The sequence below is a fragment of the Pseudobutyrivibrio xylanivorans genome, assembly GCF_010906925.1.
Lineage (GTDB): Bacteria > Bacillota > Clostridia > Lachnospirales > Lachnospiraceae > Pseudobutyrivibrio.
Window position 1 is genome coordinate 185,195 of the sequence record NZ_VTVE01000003.1, and the last position, 22,106, is coordinate 207,300.

Consider the following 22,106-nt stretch of genomic DNA (forward strand, 5'->3'; position numbering starts at 1 on the left):
CAGTAGAAAATAAATAGAAAGATTAGCCTGTAGTAACAGGCGACGGGTTTAGATTGATGATAGCAATTATAAACTACGGTCTAGGTAACCTAGGCTCAATAGCCAACATGTTAAAAGTTATAGGCGAAAAGAGCGTAATTACTGCAGACCCAGAGAAAATAAAATCAGCAGACAAAATCATCTTACCAGGTGTAGGTGCATTTGATGCAGGTATGGGCAAGCTGAACGAGACAGGCCTTGTGGACCTTATCAAGGAAGAGGCAAGAAATGGCAAGCCAATCCTTGGCATCTGCCTTGGTATGCAACTCCTTGGAAATGGTTCTGAGGAGGGACAGCTTCCTGGCCTTGGACTCATTGATTTTGAATGTAAGAGATTTAATATTCCGGCGGAGATGAACCTTAAGGTACCTCATATGGGTTGGGATATTGTAGAGTTCAAAAAAGATGTTCCACTTTTTGATGGTATTGAGGGTCGTCAGCGCTATTACTTCGTACATACGTATCATGCGGTATGTGCTAATCCAGAGGACGTGATGATGACTTGCGATTATGGATATGAATTTGCGTGTGCAGTTCATTCAGGCAATGTATACGGCGTGCAGTTCCATCCAGAAAAGAGCCATGATTTTGGAATGAGATTATTAGAGAATTTCGTTAAGAAATGCTAAAAAATGTTAAGAGGTTGCTATGTTTAATAGACCAAGAATTATCCCAGTTCTTCTAATTGATGACAGGGACTTAATTAAGACAATAAATTTCAAAAAGCCAACATACCTAGGAGATCCAGTTAATGCTCTTAAGATTTTCAATCGTAAGGGTATTGATGAGATGGCAGTGCTTGATATTTCAGCAAGCAAGAGAGGAGTGGAGCCTGATTTTGAGCTCCTTACAGATATGGCATCTGAGGCATTTATGCCACTTTCCTATGGTGGTGGAATCAAGACCCTTGATCAGGTGAGAAAGCTTCTTGCTATAGGCTATGAAAAGGTAGTTTTAAATACAAGCCTTGTAGAGGATGAGCAGCTTGTTAAGGATGCAGTAGCACTTGCTGGTTCTCAGTCTGTTGTAGCATCAATCGATGCAAAGCTTGTGAAGGGTCAGTACAAATGCGTTATTTGCGATGGTACAAAGGTTATCGACATGACTCCAGTAGAGCTTGCGAAGCATGCTGAGGAGCTTGGGGTAGGTGAGATTTTCCTTAACAGCATTGACAGAGATGGTATGATGTCTGGCTACGATACAAAGCTTATCAATGAGGTGGTAGAGGCAGTTAGCATTCCTGTTACAGCATGTGGTGGAGCTGGTGGCATTTCTGATTTGAAGGATGCCCTCCAAAATGGTCATGCCCATGCAGCAGCTGGTGGTAGCATGTTTGTATTCTACGGTAGATTAAAGGCGGTGCTTATCACAGCACCAACTGAGGAAGAACTTACAGAAGCTGGTATATATACAGAATAATTTTCAAATCATAAATAGAAACTGTCAGTACTTTTGACTGATGAGGTGTTATGAAAATATTATTGATAGATGTTAATTGCAAATATAGCTCCACTGGTAAAATAGTCTACGATTTGTATTCTCGCCTTAATGCAGATGGTCATGAGGCTAGGATTGCATACGGCCGTGGAGATGTTATAGATGAACCAGGCATTTACAAATTTGGCATAGATTTAGAGACAAAAAAGCATGCGTTGCTTGCTAGGATTACAGGAAAAAATGGATGCTATTCTCCAAAATCTACAGCCAGACTTATTGAATACATAAAAGAGTTCAAGCCAGACTTGATTCATATACATGAGCTACATGCTTATTTTGTAAATCACGGTCAGCTTTTAGAATTTTTAAAAGAGCAGCAGATTCCGGTAGTATGGACTTTCCACTGTGAATACATGTACACAGGTAAATGTGGATTTGCATACGAGTGCCAGCAGTACAAAAGTGGATGCGGAAAATGCCCTTATATCCATGAGTATGTTAGTTCCTTTGGAATAGACAGGACTGCTAAGCTTTTATCTGAGAAGAAAAAGAGTATGGAAGGTCTCAACCTTAAGGCTATAGTCACTCCATCTAAGTGGCTTGCCGACAAGACAAAAGAGACTTACCTTTATAAATATAATATTCAGGTCATTCACAATGGAATAGATACTGACGGTATCTTTTATCCAAGACCTTCTGATGCAGAGCTTAGGAGTGAATACGGTATAAATCCAGATGATAGGCTAGTTCTTGCAGTAGCTCCAAACATTATGGATGTGAGAAAGGGCGGCCAAACAGTTCTTGACTTGGCGGAGACAATGCCTGATACTCAGTTTGTTTTAGTAGGAGCAGACGAGACTAAGAGACAATCTGACAATGTGCAGCTTATTGCTCGCACCAAAAATCAGGACGAGTTGGCTCGTTGGTACTCAGAGGCAGATATTTTTATAATCTGTTCAAAGGCTGAAAATTTCCCAACCACATGTATTGAGGCTCTTTGCTGTGGAACACCAGTTGTGGGACTTGATGAGTGCGGAACAAAAGAGACTGCGCCAGAGCCATACGGTACATTCGTAAAGGCGGATATAGCAGGTGATGCAGATGTAAAATATGTCGCTACTTTAGAGTTGCTTAAGAAAGCTGTGGAGACTCAATTGGCAAAGGGACTATCATCAGAGCAGATTAGAGAATTTGCAGTCAGCGCTTATGACAATAAGGTAATGTATAATAATTACCTAAACATATATAACATTTGTAGCTAACAATCTCATAAAACACGGAAGATGTCCGGTTAGTCTAATGAAGTGTTACTAAGGATTGTTAAGGTAACAAATGCAAGGAGAATTTATGAAAATATTACATATTGCTTTACCTTCTCATTTTACAGAGGGTATGCTATATCAGGAAAATGTCCTGATTGATATGAATAGAAAAGATGGTCATGACACTACTATTATCACTGATGTATATCATTATGAGGGCAGTGAGCTTGTAGAAGGTCCAGAGGAAGACCGTATAATGGAAAATGGTGCTCGCATCATTCGTCTTAAATACGATAGAGTTTTATTTAGTGATTTATGGACAGAGAAAATCCAAAAATGTCGTAGACTTAAAAAGTATTTGGATGAGATACAGCCTGATACTATTTTATATCACGGTGTCTGTGGCTATGAGATGATGGATGTTGCAAAGTATTGCAAGGAGCATCCAGAGTGCCTATTCTACATGGATAGCCATGAGGACTACACCAACTCAGCCATGACATTTGCCAGCAAGACATTTTACAAATTTATCCATGGGCATTTTGTTCACAAGGCACTTCCTCAGGTTGATAAGGTTTTATACATAGGCATTCAAATGAAAGAATGGCTCAAGGACATATATGATATTCCTGATGACAAAATGGAATTTATGGCATTAGGTGGCATAATTTATTCGAATGAGCAACAGATGAGTGCTAGACAGGAAATCATCAATAAATATGCATTGCCAAAGGATGCAATTATTTTGGCTCACTCTGGAAAGCTTTCTGCCGGAAAGAGAACAGAGGAGCTTTTGAAAGCATTTACACAGGTCAAGGATCCACGACTTGCACTGTTTGTATTTGGCTCAATTCCTTCAGAGATGGAGTCTATACTTAGACCACTTCTTGAGTCTGACAGTCGTATCCATTTCATGGGATGGAAAGTAAACAAAGAAATCGAGGAATTTTTGGCAGGCGTAGATTTGTATTGTCAACCAGGAGGACAGTCATCTACATTTGAAACAGCTATATGCTGCGGATGTGTTAATATGACATATCCTCATGCCACATATAAGGACGCTACTTATAGTGATTGCAATGGAGATAATTATTTCTTTGTTGATGGCACAGAGGACATGGTTAATGTCTTTAAGCAAATAACAGAGAATCCAATGATATTAGAGCAGAAAAAGGCAAAATCTTTTGCATTTGCCAAGCTTCAGTTTGATTATGAAGTTATTGCAAGAAGGATATATCAATAGTATTTCCTTAGAGAGGAATATGGCAAAAGCCAGGTAGATTGTTAATTATGAGTAATAAAGAATTATTTGATAAGTTTTGCAAAGAGGTATATGTATGCATATATTCTCAGCCTTGGTGGCTAGATGCCATCATTGGTGCTGACAATTGGGATGTGTGGATATATGAGAAAGGTGGCAATGTTTTTGCTGCCATGCCTTATTATCTTGAAAAAAAGAATGGCATTACTAGAATTACAAAGCCACCTCTTACCCAGACCAACGGACTTATTATAAATTACAAAGAGGCACCACAGAATATCGCTAAGATTCAGGCCTATGAGGAAGAAATTTGTAATGCAGCAATGGATTTTATTGAGTCCATGAACTTAGATTTATATGAGCAGAATTACCAGTACAGATTCCAGAATTTCCTTCCATATTTTTGGAGAAGATATACAGTTTATCCTCGTGTGACATATGTAATCGAGGATACATCTGATATGGAAAAGGTAGAGGCTGGTATCACTAACAAATATAGACGTAATATCCGCAAGGGTCAGAAGAATCTTTTTAGAATTGGCGAGATTGATGCTGATACATTCTACACAGAGCATGAAAAGATTTTTGCAAAGCAGGATCTTCCAGTTCCATTTACTAGGGAACAGTGGAAGAGCCTTTACGCAGCAGCTTATGAGCATGAGGCAGGCAAGGTTATCGCTGCTTATGATGAAAATGATAACGTAATGTCGGTATTATTCCTTTGCTGGGATGATGATGCAGTATATTTAGATGCAGGCGGCCCTATGCCTGAGTATGCTAAATTTGAGACCTATGAAGCCCTAGTTTATGAGGGAATAAAACTTGCTCATGAAAAGGGCCTTAAATTTGACTTCGAAGGAAGCGTTGTTAAGCAGATTAACCACAGCTTTAGAGAATACGGCGGACGTCCAGTTGAGTATTATCGTTTCCGCAAGGTATTTAACCCAGAGATAATCAGAAAAGAGGCAGAAGAAGCTATCGCTAGACTATAGCTTTTAGAGGTGCTAATGAACTTAAAAGATAAAAATATATTAATCATAATGCCAGAATTTTACTCCTTCCAGACCAACCTCAAGGATGAGCTAGAGTCACGTGGAGCTCATGTAAAATTCTATGATGAAGAACCAAAAAAGGCTAAGTTTTTAATCCTAAAAAATATGGAGAGTATTTTCCATAAAAAGGATGTCTTTGGAAAGTTTAACAGACAGTTGACCAATCAAATAATTGCAGAAAAGCCAGCAGAGGGTTATGACTATTTCCTTGTAATCAGGGGCAATGTTCTTTCAGAAGAGACCATTATTACTATCAAGGAAAGAGCCCTTAAAAATGGTGCAAAGACGATTTATTACACCTGGGACCCTGTTGAGTACGTGCGACACAAGGGCAAGCTGGGACTTTTGTTTGATAAGAGATATGATTTTGACTCAGTAGATGTTAGAAATACAGATATGGGATACGAGTTGCTTCCGCTTTTCTATACAGATGAGTTTGATGCAGCAGATTGGCAGAAGCCAGATGAGTACTTGTATGATTATGTAAGTGTATCGGCCTTCTTCCCATACAGATACAGATATTTAAAAGCATTCAAGAAAGCTAATCCAGACAAAAAATTATTGTTCAAATTGTACCTAAGTCCGGTGGTATACTGGGGAAAGAAAATCAAGGATCCAAAGCTTGTTAAGAATCTGGATATGGATATTATCACTTTCAAGCCATATACCCATGATGAGATGCGTCAGCAGTGCAAGGAGACTAGAGCAATCCTTGATTTAACACAGGAGCATCAGCAGGGACTTACAATGCGCACTCTTGAGACAGTAGGCGCCAAGCTAAAGCTTGTAACCAATAATGCATATATAAATGAATATGATTTCTACAATGATAATGATTATGTAATCATGTCTGATTTATCAGCAAAGGCTGATGAGGCTGAAAAGACAGGGGATTACAGCGCTTTTATCCTCCCTGGAGAAGATTGGTTGAGCAAGCCATATCAGGAGAATGAAGAGATTCGCAGGAGTTATTCTATTCATGCTTTTATCGAGAAAGTTTTTAACTAAGCCGTAACCGGCGGATTGGAGAATTGATGAAACCAGTACTTTATATAGTTATTCCATGTTATAACGAGGAAGAGGTTCTTCCTATTACTGCTCCAGAATTTTTGGCTAAGATCAATGAGCTTGTTAGCCTTGATAAGATTGATGATAAGAGCCGTGTTATGTTTGTAAATGATGGCTCTAAGGACAAGACTTGGGAGATTATCAAGGACCTTTCAAAGCAGGATGAGCATTATATCGGCATCACTCAGAGCCGCAACCGTGGTCATCAGAATGCGGTACTCGCAGGTCTTATGGAGTCAAAGGATCTTTGCGATATTACTATTTCAATCGACTGTGATGGGCAGGACGATATCAATGCTATGAACGAGATGGTTGATGCCTATTTGGATGGCTGTGATATAGTATATGGCGTCCGCAACAGTCGTCAGACTGATACATTTTTCAAGAGATTTACAGCAGAGAGCTTTTACAAGCTTTTAAATAAAATGGGAGCTGAGGTTGTATTTAATCACGCAGATTACAGACTTGTATCTAGCAGAGTGCTTCAAGAGTTTGCTAACTTCAAGGAGGTTAATCTCTTCCTTAGAGGTATGTTCCCTCTTGTAGGTTTCAAGAGCACAAGTGTGTACTATGCAAGAAATGAGCGTATTGCTGGAGAGAGTCATTATCCTCTTTCAAAGATGCTTTCCCTTGCATTTGATGGTATTACATCTCTTAGTGTCAAGCCTATCCGTATGATTACTGGATTTGGTATTTTTGTAGCATTTATTAGTTTGGTACTTTTGGTTTATTCAATAGTTCAGCACTTCCTTGGGCATACTGAGACAGGCTGGTCTAGTATGATGGTTGCCATCTGTTTCCTTGGTGGTATCCAGCTTATTTCACTTGGTGTAATCGGCGAGTACGTGGGCAAGACATACATGGAGACAAAGCAGAGACCTCGCTACATCATTTCTGAGAGAACATATGAAGTGAATGAAGAGAAGGAATAATTTGTAATGAAGGAATCAACAATAGAAAATTTCCTTGAATTTGAAAGAACATATAAGTGTAATTCCATTTGTGTTGATGGAGTCCCAATTTGGTCTTTGTATCGCTATGAGATTCATAATGCTATTAAGAGAGATACCGTGGGACGAGTGGATGGCCAGCAGACTGCATTTCAGAAGAAAGAGCTATTTCAGATGCTTAAGAATGCATGCAGACCATTTACATATAAAAATGTTGATGTGCTATTTGTCTGCGATGGTGCAAGAAATAAAAATATAGATACTGGTTATTTTGAAAACATCTATTTTGATGAGGTTTCAAAAAAATATAAGAGTGTGATACTTGAACATCCAATTAACCATGGGCACAAGGAGCCTAATGGTATGGATAATGTGTATTTCACAGATAGAGTGGCATTTAAGACTAATTTAGCAGTCAAGCTATCTAAAAAGTTTAATACCAAAAAGCGTCGCAGATACGAGGCTGAAATTAGAGAAAAGTTCACTGACATATTTGCAGCTATTAAAAATGAATTTGGTCCAGATCTTTTAGATGAAATGGTTGAGGCCATGACTGATAGAATGTATTACTTCGTAATTACGAAGGACTACTGTGCTAGGATTTTAGACAAGGCACAGCCAAAGCTTATTATGGAGCTGTGCTATTACTCCATGGAATCATTTGCTATGAGTGCACTTGGCAAGGAGCGAGGCATTCCAACTGCAGAGTATGCCCATGGATTTGCATTTCCAACTCATACACCTATGCAGTTTAATCCTGAAGAGAGGATATCTGTGCTTCCTGATTATGAGCTTATTTATAGTCATTCCCAGGACAATATAGTTCATCTTCCTGATAATATTCCACTTGTTACAGTGGGCTTTCCTTTCTTTGAGAGAGAGCGTGAGAAATACAAGGCCAAATATCCTAGAGATGAGAAGACAATTTGCTTTATTTCCACACTTGCTGAGGGTGAGCAGATTAGTAAAATAGCAAGTGAGCTAGCTGATAGAATAGGTGATGAATATCACATCATCTATAAGTTACATCCACATGAATTTAGCTATTACAAAGAGCGTTTCCCATGGCTTGTAAATGATAAGCTAGAGGTGATTGATAATACAGATAATCACATTTTTAAGTACTTAGCAGAGAGTAAGCTTTGCGTGGGTACTAGAACAGCCTCTATTTGGGAGGCCATCGGTTTTGGATGCGAGACAGTGCTTTTGAATTTTGGCGATACAGCTATTAATATGCGCTATTTTATAGAGGAGAAAAATGTTCCTTTAGTTGATAATGTAGATGAGCTTATCTCACTTATAAAAAATGATGGCGCAGGCAAAGTCGAGCCAGATGGCATGTTCGAACCTAACGCCATGAAAAATATTTGTAATTTTATAGATGGTATTTTGGCTTCGCCAAAATCGTAAAGTCAGAATATTATTTATTCAAATACTAAAAATAGGCAGTAGTTCACAAGCTAGTATTTATTCATAGAGTATAAATAGCTAGTAGGCGTCAAGCTCTTAGTGCTCTTTGTAAGCACGTGTTAGTGCGACAAAGAGTATCTAAGGCTTGTTGCCGTAACTAGCGAGATATACACTAAGGCTTGTGAATGTAACTGCCGAGAGAAAGACTAGGAGATGAAATAAAATGAAGACAGTAGCTTTTGTTCCTATTAAGATGAATAATGAGCGCCTTCCAGGCAAAAATACAAAGTGTTTTTCAGATGGCACTCCACTTGTTAGAGTAATCACAGAAAAGCTTGCAGCCCTTAAGGGCGATTGCATTGATGAGGTTTATTGCTATTGCAGTAATCCAGCCATAAAAGAATATTTGCCAGAGGGTGTAGAATTCTTAGAGCGTCCTACATTTTTAGATGACAAATTCTGCAAGGGTCGTGCAATTTATGAGGAGTTTGTAAAGACAGTTGAGGCTGATGTATATATTCTCTGCCATGCTACAGCACCATTTACAAGTGTTGAGCATATTAGGGAATGTATCGAAGCTGTACAGCAGGGCAAGGCTTCATCTGCATTTGCAGGTCAGAAGCATCAGACATTCTTCTGGAAGGATGGCAAGCCATTTAATTTTGACTTGAGCAACCCTCCTCGTACACAGGACATGGAGGCATACTATACTGAGAATCCATCTCCATACGTATTTACGAAGGAATGCTTTGCAGAGACTCACGCTAGATGTGGTCTTAATCCATATATTGTTGAGTGTGATGCAGCAGAGTGTGTTGATATTGATAATGCAGATGATTTTGAGCTGGCAGATGCAGTATATACATTCTTAAAATCAAAGGGTAAGTTATAAAAGGAGTTCCAAACCCGGAAAAAGATTTAGAAAGGGATTGTTTATGGAACAGCATATTAGATTATTAGATTGTACTCTTCGTGATGGAGGGCACATAGTACAGGGAAAATTTGGCGAGAAGGTAATTAAGAACACAATAAAGAGCCTTGTTGAAGCTGGTGTAGATATTATTGAGGTTGGCTTTTTATGGGATAGTGTTTGTGACAAGGACACTGCTCGCTATTACACAATTGAAGATGTAAAAAGAATTCTTCCAAAGGACAAGGGACGTTCTCATTTTTCTTTAATGGCAGATTTTATTGACCTTGAACATTTGGAACCATGTGATGGCACTATTGAGTTTATCCGTCTTTCATTTAAGAGATGGAGACTTGACTGGGGTCTAAAGACTGCGCGTATCCTGATGGACAAGGGATACAAGGTATTCATTAATCCAGTTAATAATAACGTATATTCGGACAAGGAATACATTGAGGTCCTTGAGAAGGTTAATGAGCTTCATCCTTATGGATTCTCTATTGTAGATACATTTGGCGTTATGCGTGTAAATGACTTGTCTCATAGATATTATCTGGTAGAGAACAATCTCCTTCCAGATATCACTATAGGTGTTCATCTTCATGAGAATCTTGGACTAGCGTACAATTTGGCACAGCATATGACTCAGATTGCTAGTCCTACTAGAAAGATTGTTATAGATGGTTCATTACTTGGAATGGGTCGTGTTCCAGGAAACCTTTGCATAGAGCAGATTGCAGACTACATGAACGAACAGTATGCTACTGGCTATACTCTCGAGCCTATTTATGATGCTATCGACGACTATATTGCACCAATTAAGGCTAAGGAGCCATGGGGATATGCCATCCCATATGCATTATCTGCCAAGTATTATTTACATAGGACTTATGCAGAGCATTTGATTAATAAAAAGCGTCTTAAGACAAAAGATATACAGCGTATTTTATCTCAGGTAGATGCAAGCGAGGCCGAGACATTTAACGAAGAATACATTGATAAGCTTTACATGGACTACATGGATGTTAAATACGATGATAAAGAAGATAAAAAGACTCTCAAAGAGATTCTTGCAGGATATAAGAATGTGCTTGTTATGGCACCAGGAGAGAGCCTTAAGACAGCAAAAGACAAAATCCAATCAATCAACAAAGATGATACTTGTACAATAGCTGTCAACTTTATTCCAGAGACGGGAGCTGACATCGTCTTCCTTACAAACATGAAGCGCTATGACAGTATTACAGATGCTCGTGACAATACAAAGCTTGCTATTACTTCAAATCTTATGCGAGATATTGAAGGCTACGATATGGCATTTGAGTACAACGAATTAGTTTATTTTAACGATGAGTATAATGATGATTCCACACTTATGCTTATCAATCTTTTATCAAAGCTTGGACAAAAGGATATTATGTTTGCCGGTTTTGATGGTAGAAAAAATGGTAAGCTCAACTTTGTAGATGATTCATTAGACGGTCATCAGGATGATCCGGGAAGAAGTAAAAACACTAAGAGAATATTGGATTCAGTGTTTGAAGGAATCAATAAAACCTTTATCACCGAATCCGAATATCAGTAATTCACCACTTTTTCAGAAAAATAACTTGATTTAGACATTTTTAAACGTTACACTCATGTTAGAGTATGTTACTCTACATTAAATTTGAGGTATTAGTAATATTACATAATGAGAGGTGGAAATATGAAAAAATTCAAATTTACAAAAATCGTTTCTTTTGCACTTGCAATGTTTATGGCATTCTCAGTATTTACTGTAAATGTATCAGCTGCAAGTAGAGGTGATGCTTACAAGAGAGAGCTTACAGCAGAAGAAATCGCTACTATCAAGACTGTATTTGATGCTAAGTACTACGGCTCAGTATACTTGGATGTAGTTCATTTCTATGGATATGACTACTATACTCCAGCAATTGATGATATTTTATTTGCTCATTTCATCAACTGCGGTATCTGGGAAGAGAGACAGCCTAGCGCAGCTTTCAACGTAGATGTATACGCATCTAGAAATACAGATCTTCAGCCACAGCTTGGCGACAATATCATTGGCTATTACATGTACTATGCTACACACCTTAAGGAGCAGTCATGGAGAGTAGTTCCTACTTTAAATGATGCTTGGGCAAAGCAGGCTACAATTTATAGCGTATATGATTTCCAGGTTGGACAGGTTGGACCAAAGGCAGGCGCAGTTGCAGTTCAGACACCTGACTCACCAGCTTTCAAGATTGATGAGAACTAATTAAATCAAATCATAAAAATGGATGTACTTCATATGAAGTACATCCATTTTTTTAAGTCTTACTCTATTGAATTATCCATTTTTATATCCCATATCTTAAATACTACAGGAGCAAAGTCCTTGAATATATAATTCTCATAATCTCCAATTGAGATATAAACACGACACATTAACTGGTCTAGATGATCATACGGAATCTCTGAATGGACTACACCACACCAGCCAACGCGGTTGGCTTCTATATCCATATCGAAATCATATATCTTTTCATTATCTGCGTAATCTACGACAGATAGCTTTAGGCTTCTTACATCGGACATATTAAGTGTATCAGCATCTTGTAATCTAAAGCGAATAGTACCATCTTCATCGGCAACTTCCATATATGATACTTCTTGAGCTTTTGCCAAATCCTCATCTGTAAAAGCATCATTTGCTAGGTCCATAATTAGCTTAGACGGTTTGCTAAACTCATCATTACATTTATCCTTGCCATATTGCTCAATTAAGGTCTTATCAGAACTATATAAATTGGTACCACAACCTAGGCGATTAGATGACATCTCAACTCCAAGTGCTGCAAGTGTGGTTGGGAATAAATCCATGGTAGCATATTCTCTGAATTCTTCTTTTTCTGGTGAAACTGTTGAATTAATAATACAGGTGTAAGTCTTGCGCTGGTATTCATCAGCTACGTCATCGCAAAAATCAGAATCCATAGTAGTGTGGTCTCCGGTAATTACTATGGTAGTGTTGTCGTAGAAATCTTGCTGCTTAATCCAGTTAACAAAATCTGTAACCTGTCTATCCGAACATGCCATTACATTTGCATATTGATTATCTCCAAATTCATGACCACATAGCCTACATACATAGCCGTCCTCAAAATGAGTATCTATAGTAAACATTGTATAGTTAAATGGCTGGTCTGATTTGGAAAGTTCTAGTAAATCTGTCTTTGCATAGTCAAATAGCTTTTCGTCCTCATAGCCCCAGTTTACATAGTAGTCGGAAGGGATTAATCCTTCTTCGTATGCCCAGTTTAAATCGTGGATGGTAAAGTCTCCGTGATCCTTAAAAAATGCTGCGATAGCACCAAAGTTGGCGGATGAACCAAGCTGAACCATATTTTGATATCCCTCATTTTGAAGGATGTCACCGATGGCAGTCATATCAGTGAAAAAACCATCGCTCTTATCAGATTTGGATTCGTCAACTCCCATTTGCATAGGCAATCCACTGGATTGAGCAAATAATGCAGCTGTAGTCCATTGCATGCCGGGAAGAATTATTCCACCGTTAAGTGTGCTACTATCACCGGAAAAGTTATCATTTTCCTCACTTAGTTTTGTGAGATTTGGAATACAGTTAAAATCAAATCCGCCGCCATTTTCTTTATCAGCATAGGTCATTTCCATGGATTCCAAATATATATAGATGAGATTTCTCTTTTTCTCAGGGAAGGTAAGTGACACGGTTGCTGGATCAACATAATTTTCTCCAACAAAATCTGGGCCGGTAATTCCCTTTTTGGAATTAATATAATCTGTAATAACGTTGGTTTTGTTGTTGAATCTAATGATATTAAAAATGTTTGCCACTAATAACACTAAAAGCATACCGGCAGCTACTATCATTTTTATCTTAGGATTCTTTTTCTTAACTATATGAAGAATAACGACTAGTACAACGAATAGGAAAAGCATTGGGATGCCATAGTGTACAAGTCCTGAAATTATCATATCAGGGTTAGTTCCTTCGATAGATGTCTTTAGGTGAAATAGAATCTCTTGATATGTAAGTTCTTTCCAAGTGTTGGTAAAATAAGAGATTGTTCCAAATAAAACTAGTAGTAATGCGAGGAAGAGGTATACCAAAATATTAGGTATCATTTTAAGAATTGGTTTTTTCATTATTGTTCATAACTCCTCTAATCAATAATGTTAATTTACATGATTATCAGAATCAGTATAGTAATTTTTTTTTCGATTATCAATTTAATTTTGCACTATTTTTTATAAGTATACTGAGCTTATAAAGGCATAATTACTAGCATAAGCTACAGTAATAGTATAAAATGTTAGAGAATGTATATTTATACACAGGAGAGTAATTATGCGTGAAGCGATTGATAATAAAAAAATAATTTTCAAAGTTATAATCGGCATCTTCGTATTAGTATGGTCTTTTAACGTGCTAAACGTGGGCTTCTATGTAGATGAAAATGGATTGCTTAGCATTTACAAGGGGTTTTATCAGGGACAGAGACTCTTTACAGATAGTTGGGAGGCTCTTCAGACTGGGGGCATTTTGGCCTATCCACTGTTGGCTCTATACTATCAAGTGCTAGCGCCTTTATTTGCCAGTGCAGGTATTAATATAGGCCTAGTATTGTATATGCGAATCGTATATACGATTTGTAGACTGTTGGTTGCTATATATCTATACTTTACAATCAAAAAGACGGTCTACGAAGATGGAGCTTTTGCAGCTAGTATCTTCTACTATATGTTTGTGATGGGATGGAAGAATTTCTCTTACAAATCATATTGTGATTTGGCAATCATGCTTCTTATTTGTTTTATCATCAGATATCAGGAGACAAAAAAGAACTGGTATTTTATTTTTGCTGGAATAGCTACCTGTGTGGCGATTTTGGCATATCCTACCATGATAATTATGGCATTTGCCATAACTGCGTTACTGATAGTGGGCATATATAGAAATGAAATCCAAAAGCAAAGTCTAGCATTATATATCATCACTTGCTTTGTAATAGGGATTGCAGTTGTGGTTTATATTCAATGCACATCTGGTCTTGGAAATGTTCTCAACCAAATTGGAAATTTGGGAGATCAGGACTATGAAAATGGCTTGCTATATAGATTGGGAGTACTCCTTGTTAGCTATTTGGTTTTTGCTGTTATCGCTTATTTACCAATTTGTGCTATAGCTATCATAAGAAGATTTAGATATGTGTCAGAAGTGGCTGAGGCTATTGTCCTTACACTATATTGGTTTGGATTTTTAGCAGCTGTATGCTTGGTAAGGATAAATAGTATATCAAATTCAAGATTTATTTATGCTATTTTGATACTGTTCTTTTGGTTCCCATATTTGGCTTTTGAAAGAAAAGATAATGAATTTACAAGAATAGGAGCATACAACAATACAAATAGTGATGAGCTATACGTTCTTTGGGTTATGTTTGCAGTTTCTGCTGTATCCCAGTTTGTTTGGTCTTTATCTACCAACCAAGATATCACAGTGCCAGGACACATGGCAGTGTATGTAGTTGTAGCAGATATACTAATCATCACAAAGAATAAAGAAATTTTATCAGGATTAGTCGGTCTTATAAATTTAGTAGCTCTATTCTTTATGGGATTTTGGGTTGCAGAGCACAATGGTGGATATGAAGATGTATTATCCCTTAGATATATGGTTACAGATGGAGAATTAAAGGGCATAATTCTTTTGCCAGAAGACTACGACGCAAATGAAATTTGCTATAGATTAGTGACTGAAAATGTAACAGAAGATGATAGACTTTTAGTTGCATTCGGAAGCAATAGTACGGGTTATTTAAATAGCAATGCAAAACAGGGTACATACACAGTTTTCGCTAGGACTCAGCTTAATACAAAGCTACTAGATTACTATGAGATTAACCCTCAAAATCAGGCTGATTATGTTTTGATTGATAAGGGAAATCCAAAGTATGAGTCGTTTTTGGAGAATGAAACGGGCAAGTACCTTGTAGAAAACTATTCAACTGTTGTTGCAGAAGAAGGAGATTTTGTTTTACTTAGTAGGTAAGAAAAATGGGTGAAAAAACAAAACGAAATTCTAGTATTGAGCTGATGAAAGTAATAGCCATAGTGATGATTATCTTGAGTCATTCTATGCCAGATGGAGATGGCTCTCTAGGAGCTAGCTATATTGATATCGATACTGTGACCACCAATTGGCAATTACTATTAGCAGGTTTGTTTAAAAATATGGGTCAAATAGGAAATGATATTTTCCTTGTAGCATCATGTTGGTTTCTTGTAGATAGCAAGCAGGCCAAGAGGAGTAAGATAGCAGGTTTTTTAGCTGATTCATGGTTTTGCTCTATCCTAATGCTTATTGTTTTTTTGGTTCTGGGATATAGCTTTTCTATAAAGTACATAGTAAAGCAATTTTTTCCTGCTACATTCAACAATTGCTGGTTTTTAACATGCTTTGTATTGTTTTACATGATTCATCCTCTTTTGCATGCAGCACTTGAGACTATGAATCAAAAAACACTTCTTAGATTTAATATTATGTTTTTCATAATGTATAACTGTATGGGATTCATTATGGGAAATACAATGTTTTATTTTTCTGAGTTGATTGGTTTTTGCGGATTCTATTTCTTGGTAGGATATATTAAAAAATATGCCGCTGAGAAATATATGAACAAGAGCCTGAATCTTAAGATTTTATTAGCGGGAATAGGCCTGTGGCTTATGTCATTTGCAGCCACAGATTTCCTTGGATTCAAGGTGAGCCTGCTATCAGACCAGTTGATGCGTTGGGATACAATTATGAATCCATCCTTTGTACTTATTGGAATAGGCGCATTTGGTCTGGCTCATTCTGGAGATTTTTACAATCCATTTGTTAACTATATTTCAAGTCTAAGCTTGATTATATATATGCTTCACGCCAATATAATCATTCGTCAATACGGTAGATGGGATTTGTTCGCCTGGATAAAAGAAAGCTATGGATATGATCGACTTGTGTTATGGATATTGCTTTACGCCTTATTTAATATAATTGCTTCCATAGTCATAGCCACTGTATACGATAAGATTATAAGACGATATATGCAGGCGCTTTTTACAAAATGTATTGAAAAACTATAAATATAAAATAAAAGCACTCCGTGTGTTGGTTAGAATTAACCTTACGGAGTGCTATTTTTATGAGTTTTTTGTTTTTTTATTGATTGCTAGAAGAATCAAGAATATAACCCAGCAAACCAACGAAATACAGAGGCCTAATTTGTAGTATGGAGTAACATACGTAAATACGATATCATGCTGGCCCGCCGGTACCTCTAAAAGCATCATACCGCCAGATTGGATTATGTCAGCCTTGCGGCCATCTATTGCAGCTGACCAACCAGTGTCGTATGGTACGCTGAAATAAAGGGTAGAGGTCTTATCATAATTGCTTTTGCAAGAAAAACCGTGACCGTCTTTGGAAAAATCAAAAACAGCATTTTCTTTAGCCCTATCGACTAATTCATCTATTGAAGCATCTAAATTGATATCGCTAGCCGATACCGCACTTACACTAGCTGGTGCGTCATCAGAACTAGAAACAACTGCCGCTTGTAAAAGAGCGATGGCTCTGTTTTCAATTGGCAAGCTTTTTAAATCATCTTCTGAAATATAGCTATCTACTTTGTATCCAATAGGGCATGCATTTGTTTCAAGTAAATAGTAGGTAATTCCATTGGAATCATAGGTCGCCACAACATTGTTGCCATCAGCTTCAGTGGAAAGATAATATTTTCCAGCTAAAAGCTGAGCCAGACCAGTGTATTCATTTTTATTTAATCCGTTTACAGCATCTCTATAATCGAAAATCTCCTCAAATGTGGTAACCCCCACGCTGTCTGTTGAGGTGAAAAGTGAAAATCCAGAAGCATTATTAACCATAGATACTACATTGCTAGCGTTGTTTATTCGGTATTGATCATCTGGTAAATCAATCTGACATGCAACATCATATAATTCCTTGTATGAGGAAGTGTCTGAACCCTTTGACCGGTATACATATAAAGTCAAAGCTGTTGTTACCACAGCAAATCCACTGACACCAAGGATTAGAATTTTATAATTTCTCTTAAAGCATGTAAGGCAAATGACAGTTGCTACAATACCCAGGAAGGCTATGCCGGTATAGACAGTAAACCTGCTGGCTGAATATACGGTAGATGCTCCTTCTGGATCCTTAAAGAAAAAGAAAACGGTTATAAACAAAAGACCAATCAACAAGCTGTTGATTATGCTACCTACTTTAATGGCAGCTTTGTAGTCTTCAAGAGATTCAAGAACCAAACAAGATGCAAGAACCATCATCAAAACAAATGCATGCCACCATCTATTTTGACAGTCCATATAAAGGAAAAATCCATTGCCAATAGCTGGCCAAAAAGCGCCTACGAGACAAAATATTAATAATCTAGAGAGCCAATCTCTTTTTTTGATGATGTAGGCAATTACTAATACCAAACCAATCATTGGCAGATATGCGGCGGTAGAATAAAACTTCGAAGGGAAAATGGCACTCATATCCGGCATAGATTCAGCAGGTAGTATGATTCCTTTTAAATTGAAAAGAATATATCTTAAATTGTTAAACAACCCCTCTGAAGAGAAGTCAGACTTGCTTCTGCTGTTTTGCATGATGTAGAGGATGCTTGGAATGAATAGCACAGCTGCCATACCAACACCAAGTAGAGCTCCTGATATACTGCGTAGGATTTCTTTTGCCATGCCCTTTAAATCTTTTCTTGAAAATCTAAAGAGGTAATAAACTATGAGGAAGATTGTCTCCCCGATAAAGAAGAAATAGTTTAAGAAGGCATTTAAAAATACGCTTAATATAAAAAGTCGATTGTCCTTTTTCTCAATCAAAATCTCAAGTCCGATTAATAGGAGAGGGAAAAGTGCTATTACATCGTGGAAATGGTAGTACATTAAATTGACAGTTGAGAAACCGGAAAAAGCGTAAAGTACTGCTCCAAGTACTGCCCAATTCTCCTCCTTTAAAAATCTCTTTAAATAGAGGAATGAAAATATTCCTGCCACTGTGTATTTAAGCATATATATCCATGCAACAACATAAGGAAAAGCATGAACGGGAAAAAGCATGCTGAGCCAAAAGAATGGACTACCCATTTCATAGAAGCTATAGGCCTGCAGGGTGGACGAGCCTAAATCAACACACCAGCTAAATCCAGAAAGTCCGCTGTCAATAATGGAATTGTGAAGTCCAGTTGTAAATGGAATCTGCTGCTGGTTGAAATCATCTCGGATGATAAGGAAGCCATCCCCTTGGATGACAAAAATAATCAGGGACAAAAATGCTAATAAAAAGCAAAGGAGCCCAGTAAGTACCACTTTATTAGAAAAGATTTTTCTGATACTGAAATTCGATGTCATGTTAACCTCGCAAACTGTATTGTTAACACCAATTCTAGCATATTTCAGTAAGTTTGATAAGGATTCTGGCATGTGATATAATTTCTAGGATTATGTAAACTTGTGAGAAGTGTGCGAATCTATTTATTTTTAAGATATAGATATAATTCAAATGAGGCTGATTAGGAGGCACGATGAAACGTATATTAAAAAGCATGACAGCATATAGATGGATATTGCTTATTGGCTATATTCTGTTATTGGCACCATTTGTTTATGCTGTGTTTTATTCTATGCCAGCCAATGATGATTATGCTCTTGGTACCAACTGGTGGGGAGCTAATATATTTGTAGAGGCTTTCAAGCGAATGGAATGGAATTACTTGCACTGGTTTGGCCAGTCAGGCACCATCGCAATTTTAATTCAGGTGATTTTCAATCCATTATATTGGTTTAAAAATGCAGGACATAGCTTTGGTATCTTTATGGTAATAGTCTTTTTGATTATTACTATCACAACTCTTGTTGGCATCAGAAGATTGATAGCGATGATATCTGAGCGAGAGAGCCATATGGTTCATGATGTGTTTACCTTTTTGGTGGCCCTGATTATTTTTAGTTGTTATTACTACAATGACGTATACAACTGGTGGTCTGGTGTGCCGGCTTATTCTCTTATGATGATGTTTAGCATTATCAATTTCGGCAACATTGTTAAATACACTCAGACTAGGGCGAAAAAGGACTATATATGGATGATTGTCATCGGAGTAGTTACTTGTTCCAGTCTTATGAATTGCATTGCTACAGGTTCCTTCTATTTGATTTATGTTTTTATTAAAAATTGGAAGGATGGAGATTCAGTCAAGAAAAAATCGATTCCTCTTATTTTATATGTTGTAAGCGGTATCGTAACAGTAGTTGCTCCTGGTAACTATGATAGAATTGAGTATGAGAGATATTTTGGCTATGATGTGCCGGATCCTCAATTCTTTAAAGCAGCAGTAGTAACTATAGAGCGTGTAATATATAGAGGTGTGCTTACGGCTGCCAATAAACCATGGATTTTATTTATATTCCTAGGAATTATTTGTCTTGGTATATATTTAAAGCCAGAAAAGAAGCCTAGCCTATTGATTTTGATTTTGTCTGCTATAGCGGTTTTTGCTTCGGCTTTTGGCGCTGTCTATCCATACGTACTAGGCTCTAACAAAGACTTTGAGTCTGAATTTGCCAACAGAATTTATTTTGTAGAAGACTATATTGTATTTATAGGATTGGCAGTAATTGCATTTAGATTTGGTCAGTGGATGGCACTACAGTTTAATATTGAGCTACAGCTTAAGCGACTAGTTGTTTCATTTGCATGTCTGTTTATAGTTGCTTTTATTGGAACAAAGATTAATCCTTACAGCACTGCATTTGTCCCAGTAGACATATGCAAGAGGGCTGAGTTGATTAAAGAGACTTACTATTTCTGGGATGATATTTTAAATGAAATAGAAGCCAGTGAAGATGAAGATGTAAAGGTATACAGAAAAGACATTGACTGGTGTCCATATGTATATGGAGTTGGCCTTGCCAATAATGGCATTAGTGATTGGCCGATTGCTGATGATGTGTACTACTGTGGTTGCAATCAGGGTGTTGCAAGATTTTTCGGTAAAAATAGCATAGAGTTATTTATAGAATAAAATGGGATGACTCCCAATATAAAGGAGCAAAGAGATGAAAATCTTGAAGAACAATATAGGTAAGATATTTGAAGTGTTGGGTTACTTGATAGTTTTTGTGCCTATGATGTTTTGTATTTACTACGCGGTGCCAGCCAGCGATGATTTCGCTGCAGCATCACGTGTAGATGGCGGAAATATTTTTTCTCAATCGGTGTATAGAGGTTTTTCTATGTGGGCTGATTGGGGCGGAAGATGGCTTAGCCAGATTATTCAGATGTTAATTAACCCGCTGAATTCTCATCAGCATCTAGGTCATAAATATGGAATATATATGATTGTTGTATTTATTATTACGACCTTGCTTACAATCTATGGATTAAAAGCTATTGCAAAGAGAGTGCTTGGCAAAGATAGCAAGTATGTTAATTTAGTTACTTTCTTGATTATAGCTTTGCTTTATTCAACTTATTACTATAGCGAGTGCTTCAACTTCTACATCGGAGCTATGGTATATCCAATTCCAGTATCACTTGCCTTTGTGACTATTGCAGCGATGATTTATTACAATGATCGTCCTGAAAAGAAGACAAAGTACTATTGGATTATGGTTGTGGCTGGTATTTTCCCGGCAACAATTGAGACATGCGATGTATTACTTGGTATCACATATCTATATTACATTTACTATTTGAATTGGGATGAGAGAAAGAGCGAAAGCATTAAGCTTAAAATAAAGCACCTATTTCCACTGTTGCTTTACATAGCTTTGGGAGTATCTTGTGTATTGTCTCCAGGAAATTTCGCAAGAAGAGAGTACTACAATTTAGAGTCCAATTTCATGCGTTCGTTGATTCAGACTATTATTGATATAGTTGTTCGTTTGCAGGATTTGATCGTTGATCATCCTTTAGCAGTTATCTTATTAATTATTTTTATAATAATAGGAATTGTCTCTAATAAGGAATTAAAGAAGCCTACAAGAGTGATTGAGACAGCGGCACTGTTTATCATTATTACTTTTGGTGCAATGCTTCCTTATGTTTACGGAAGAGATTTTAGAAACACTTATTTAGATATTAGAATGGAGTACATTCTCGATTATTGTATAGAGATTGGACTGGCATTAATGTGTATCTACTTAGGACAATGGCTGGCATATAAATTTGACATTAAATTTTCCGGAAAAGAAAAAGTTGGTGTTACAGCTGCATTAATAATGTTTGCTTATGTGACATTGATTCAGAATTATGCATATTTAGATGTTGTTCAGGTAGATATCTTAAGAAATAGAGGTTTGATTCAAGAAAGCTACAACTTCTGGGATGGGGTAATGCTTGAAATAGAAAACTCAGAAGAAGATGATGTGGTTATTTACAGAGACAAGATATTACCATGGAGTAGATATTGCTTTGAAATGGGATTAACAGATGGGGATACATATGCAGTTGATCCAAGCATTGTTTACGATAGAGAGTTTATTATGCCAAATGTTTATTATGGCAAAAAATCAATAACACTTTATTATACTGACCATGAATAATGGTTGATGGCTGAATTAATAGTATAAAGTTATTATAAGTAGTGGAGG

At 37.1% G+C, this 22,106-nt stretch carries 17 protein-coding genes; 15 read left to right on the forward strand and 2 right to left on the reverse strand.

The genetic code is table 11. From position 1 onward, the window contains the following. Positions 1-56: 56 nt before the first annotated feature. The 11 genes from hisH to F0Q01_RS10275 all read left to right on the forward strand — a co-directional run bounded on the left by hisH (position 57) and on the right by F0Q01_RS10275 (position 11,655). Positions 57-668 (forward strand): imidazole glycerol phosphate synthase subunit HisH, encoded by a 612-nt coding sequence (gene hisH / locus F0Q01_RS10225; RefSeq protein ID WP_090488630.1) that lies wholly within the window; start codon positions 57-59, stop codon positions 666-668. A 19-nt stretch (positions 669-687) separates the two neighbouring features. Continuing rightward, entirely contained in the window at positions 688-1,458 is a 771-nt protein-coding gene (locus F0Q01_RS10230; protein WP_090488632.1) for an AglZ/HisF2 family acetamidino modification protein, read from the forward strand. A gap of 50 nt (positions 1,459-1,508) precedes the next feature. Next, positions 1,509-2,738 carry a glycosyltransferase gene (locus F0Q01_RS10235; RefSeq protein ID WP_090488635.1) on the forward strand — a complete coding sequence of 410 codons (1,230 nt, stop codon included), beginning with the start codon at positions 1,509-1,511 and terminating at the stop codon, positions 2,736-2,738. Between the two features lie 85 nt (positions 2,739-2,823). After that, complete coding sequence (locus F0Q01_RS10240) at positions 2,824-3,981, forward strand: glycosyltransferase family 4 protein (protein ID WP_090488637.1); 1,158 nt, start codon at positions 2,824-2,826, stop codon at positions 3,979-3,981. A 47-nt stretch (positions 3,982-4,028) separates the two neighbouring features. Beyond that, positions 4,029-4,991 (forward strand): GNAT family N-acetyltransferase, encoded by a 963-nt coding sequence (locus F0Q01_RS10245; RefSeq protein ID WP_090488638.1) that lies wholly within the window; start codon positions 4,029-4,031, stop codon positions 4,989-4,991. Between the two features lie 48 nt (positions 4,992-5,039). Beyond that, positions 5,040-6,059 carry a hypothetical protein gene (locus tag F0Q01_RS10250; RefSeq protein ID WP_143096656.1) on the forward strand — a complete coding sequence of 340 codons (1,020 nt, stop codon included), beginning with the start codon at positions 5,040-5,042 and terminating at the stop codon, positions 6,057-6,059. A gap of 26 nt (positions 6,060-6,085) precedes the next feature. Beyond that, positions 6,086-7,051, forward strand: a complete 966-nt coding sequence (locus F0Q01_RS10255) for a glycosyltransferase (RefSeq protein ID WP_090488641.1) — start codon at positions 6,086-6,088, stop codon at positions 7,049-7,051. Positions 7,052-7,057: 6 nt separating this feature from the next. Beyond that, a complete protein-coding gene (locus F0Q01_RS10260) occupies positions 7,058-8,479 on the forward strand; it encodes a hypothetical protein (RefSeq protein WP_090488643.1) in 1,422 nt (473 codons plus the stop codon). Positions 8,480-8,702: 223 nt separating this feature from the next. Beyond that, positions 8,703-9,371: a cytidylyltransferase domain-containing protein gene (locus F0Q01_RS10265; protein WP_090488645.1), complete on the forward strand. Its 669-nt coding sequence runs from the start codon at positions 8,703-8,705 to the stop codon at positions 9,369-9,371. Between the two features lie 43 nt (positions 9,372-9,414). Continuing rightward, positions 9,415-10,974 carry an aldolase catalytic domain-containing protein gene (locus F0Q01_RS10270; protein ID WP_090488646.1) on the forward strand — a complete coding sequence of 520 codons (1,560 nt, stop codon included), beginning with the start codon at positions 9,415-9,417 and terminating at the stop codon, positions 10,972-10,974. 123 nt (positions 10,975-11,097) lie between these two features. Beyond that, positions 11,098-11,655: a hypothetical protein gene (locus F0Q01_RS10275; protein ID WP_090488648.1), complete on the forward strand. Its 558-nt coding sequence runs from the start codon at positions 11,098-11,100 to the stop codon at positions 11,653-11,655. A gap of 59 nt (positions 11,656-11,714) precedes the next feature. On the opposite strand, the gene F0Q01_RS10280 is transcribed toward F0Q01_RS10275, so the two are convergent. Next, positions 11,715-13,568, reverse strand: a complete 1,854-nt coding sequence (locus F0Q01_RS10280; RefSeq protein ID WP_090488650.1) for a sulfatase-like hydrolase/transferase — start codon at positions 13,566-13,568, stop codon at positions 11,715-11,717. A 202-nt stretch (positions 13,569-13,770) separates the two neighbouring features. Between F0Q01_RS10280 and F0Q01_RS10285 the strand changes: the two genes are divergently transcribed. Continuing rightward, entirely contained in the window at positions 13,771-15,474 is a 1,704-nt protein-coding gene (locus F0Q01_RS10285) for a glycosyltransferase family 39 protein (protein WP_090488652.1), read from the forward strand. Between the two features lie 5 nt (positions 15,475-15,479). Further along, on the forward strand, positions 15,480-16,553 hold the full coding sequence (locus tag F0Q01_RS10290) for an acyltransferase family protein (RefSeq protein WP_090488654.1): 1,074 nt from the start codon (positions 15,480-15,482) through the stop codon (positions 16,551-16,553). Between the two features lie 57 nt (positions 16,554-16,610). On the opposite strand, the gene F0Q01_RS10295 is transcribed toward F0Q01_RS10290, so the two are convergent. Beyond that, a complete protein-coding gene (locus F0Q01_RS10295) occupies positions 16,611-18,935 on the reverse strand; it encodes a YfhO family protein (RefSeq protein ID WP_090488656.1) in 2,325 nt (774 codons plus the stop codon). Positions 18,936-19,036: 101 nt separating this feature from the next. Between F0Q01_RS10295 and F0Q01_RS10300 the strand changes: the two genes are divergently transcribed. Beyond that, the gene (locus tag F0Q01_RS10300; protein ID WP_090488658.1) at positions 19,037-20,536 is read left to right on the forward strand and encodes a hypothetical protein; all 1,500 of its coding nucleotides are present in this window, start codon (positions 19,037-19,039) and stop codon (positions 20,534-20,536) included. A gap of 34 nt (positions 20,537-20,570) precedes the next feature. Continuing rightward, on the forward strand, positions 20,571-22,058 hold the full coding sequence (locus tag F0Q01_RS10305; protein WP_090488660.1) for a DUF6056 family protein: 1,488 nt from the start codon (positions 20,571-20,573) through the stop codon (positions 22,056-22,058). Positions 22,059-22,106: the final 48 nt, after the last annotated feature.

Bases quoted from the DNA above. Each gene is read 5' to 3' on its own strand.
- hisH (WP_090488630.1), top strand. From the start codon at position 57: ATGATAGCAATTATAAACTACGGTCTAGGTAACCTAGGCTCAATAGCC.
- F0Q01_RS10230 (WP_090488632.1), top strand. From the start codon at position 688: ATGTTTAATAGACCAAGAATTATCCCAGTTCTTCTAATTGATGACAGG.
- F0Q01_RS10235 (WP_090488635.1), top strand. From the start codon at position 1,509: ATGAAAATATTATTGATAGATGTTAATTGCAAATATAGCTCCACTGGT.
- F0Q01_RS10240 (WP_090488637.1), top strand. From the start codon at position 2,824: ATGAAAATATTACATATTGCTTTACCTTCTCATTTTACAGAGGGTATG.
- F0Q01_RS10245 (WP_090488638.1), top strand. From the start codon at position 4,029: ATGAGTAATAAAGAATTATTTGATAAGTTTTGCAAAGAGGTATATGTA.
- F0Q01_RS10250 (WP_143096656.1), top strand. From the start codon at position 5,040: ATGCCAGAATTTTACTCCTTCCAGACCAACCTCAAGGATGAGCTAGAG.
- F0Q01_RS10255 (WP_090488641.1), top strand. From the start codon at position 6,086: ATGAAACCAGTACTTTATATAGTTATTCCATGTTATAACGAGGAAGAG.
- F0Q01_RS10260 (WP_090488643.1), top strand. From the start codon at position 7,058: ATGAAGGAATCAACAATAGAAAATTTCCTTGAATTTGAAAGAACATAT.
- F0Q01_RS10265 (WP_090488645.1), top strand. From the start codon at position 8,703: ATGAAGACAGTAGCTTTTGTTCCTATTAAGATGAATAATGAGCGCCTT.
- F0Q01_RS10270 (WP_090488646.1), top strand. From the start codon at position 9,415: ATGGAACAGCATATTAGATTATTAGATTGTACTCTTCGTGATGGAGGG.
- F0Q01_RS10275 (WP_090488648.1), top strand. From the start codon at position 11,098: ATGAAAAAATTCAAATTTACAAAAATCGTTTCTTTTGCACTTGCAATG.
- F0Q01_RS10280 (WP_090488650.1), bottom strand. From the start codon at position 13,568: ATGAAAAAACCAATTCTTAAAATGATACCTAATATTTTGGTATACCTC.
- F0Q01_RS10285 (WP_090488652.1), top strand. From the start codon at position 13,771: ATGCGTGAAGCGATTGATAATAAAAAAATAATTTTCAAAGTTATAATC.
- F0Q01_RS10290 (WP_090488654.1), top strand. From the start codon at position 15,480: ATGGGTGAAAAAACAAAACGAAATTCTAGTATTGAGCTGATGAAAGTA.
- F0Q01_RS10295 (WP_090488656.1), bottom strand. From the start codon at position 18,935: ATGCCAGAATCCTTATCAAACTTACTGAAATATGCTAGAATTGGTGTT.
- F0Q01_RS10300 (WP_090488658.1), top strand. From the start codon at position 19,037: ATGAAACGTATATTAAAAAGCATGACAGCATATAGATGGATATTGCTT.
- F0Q01_RS10305 (WP_090488660.1), top strand. From the start codon at position 20,571: ATGAAAATCTTGAAGAACAATATAGGTAAGATATTTGAAGTGTTGGGT.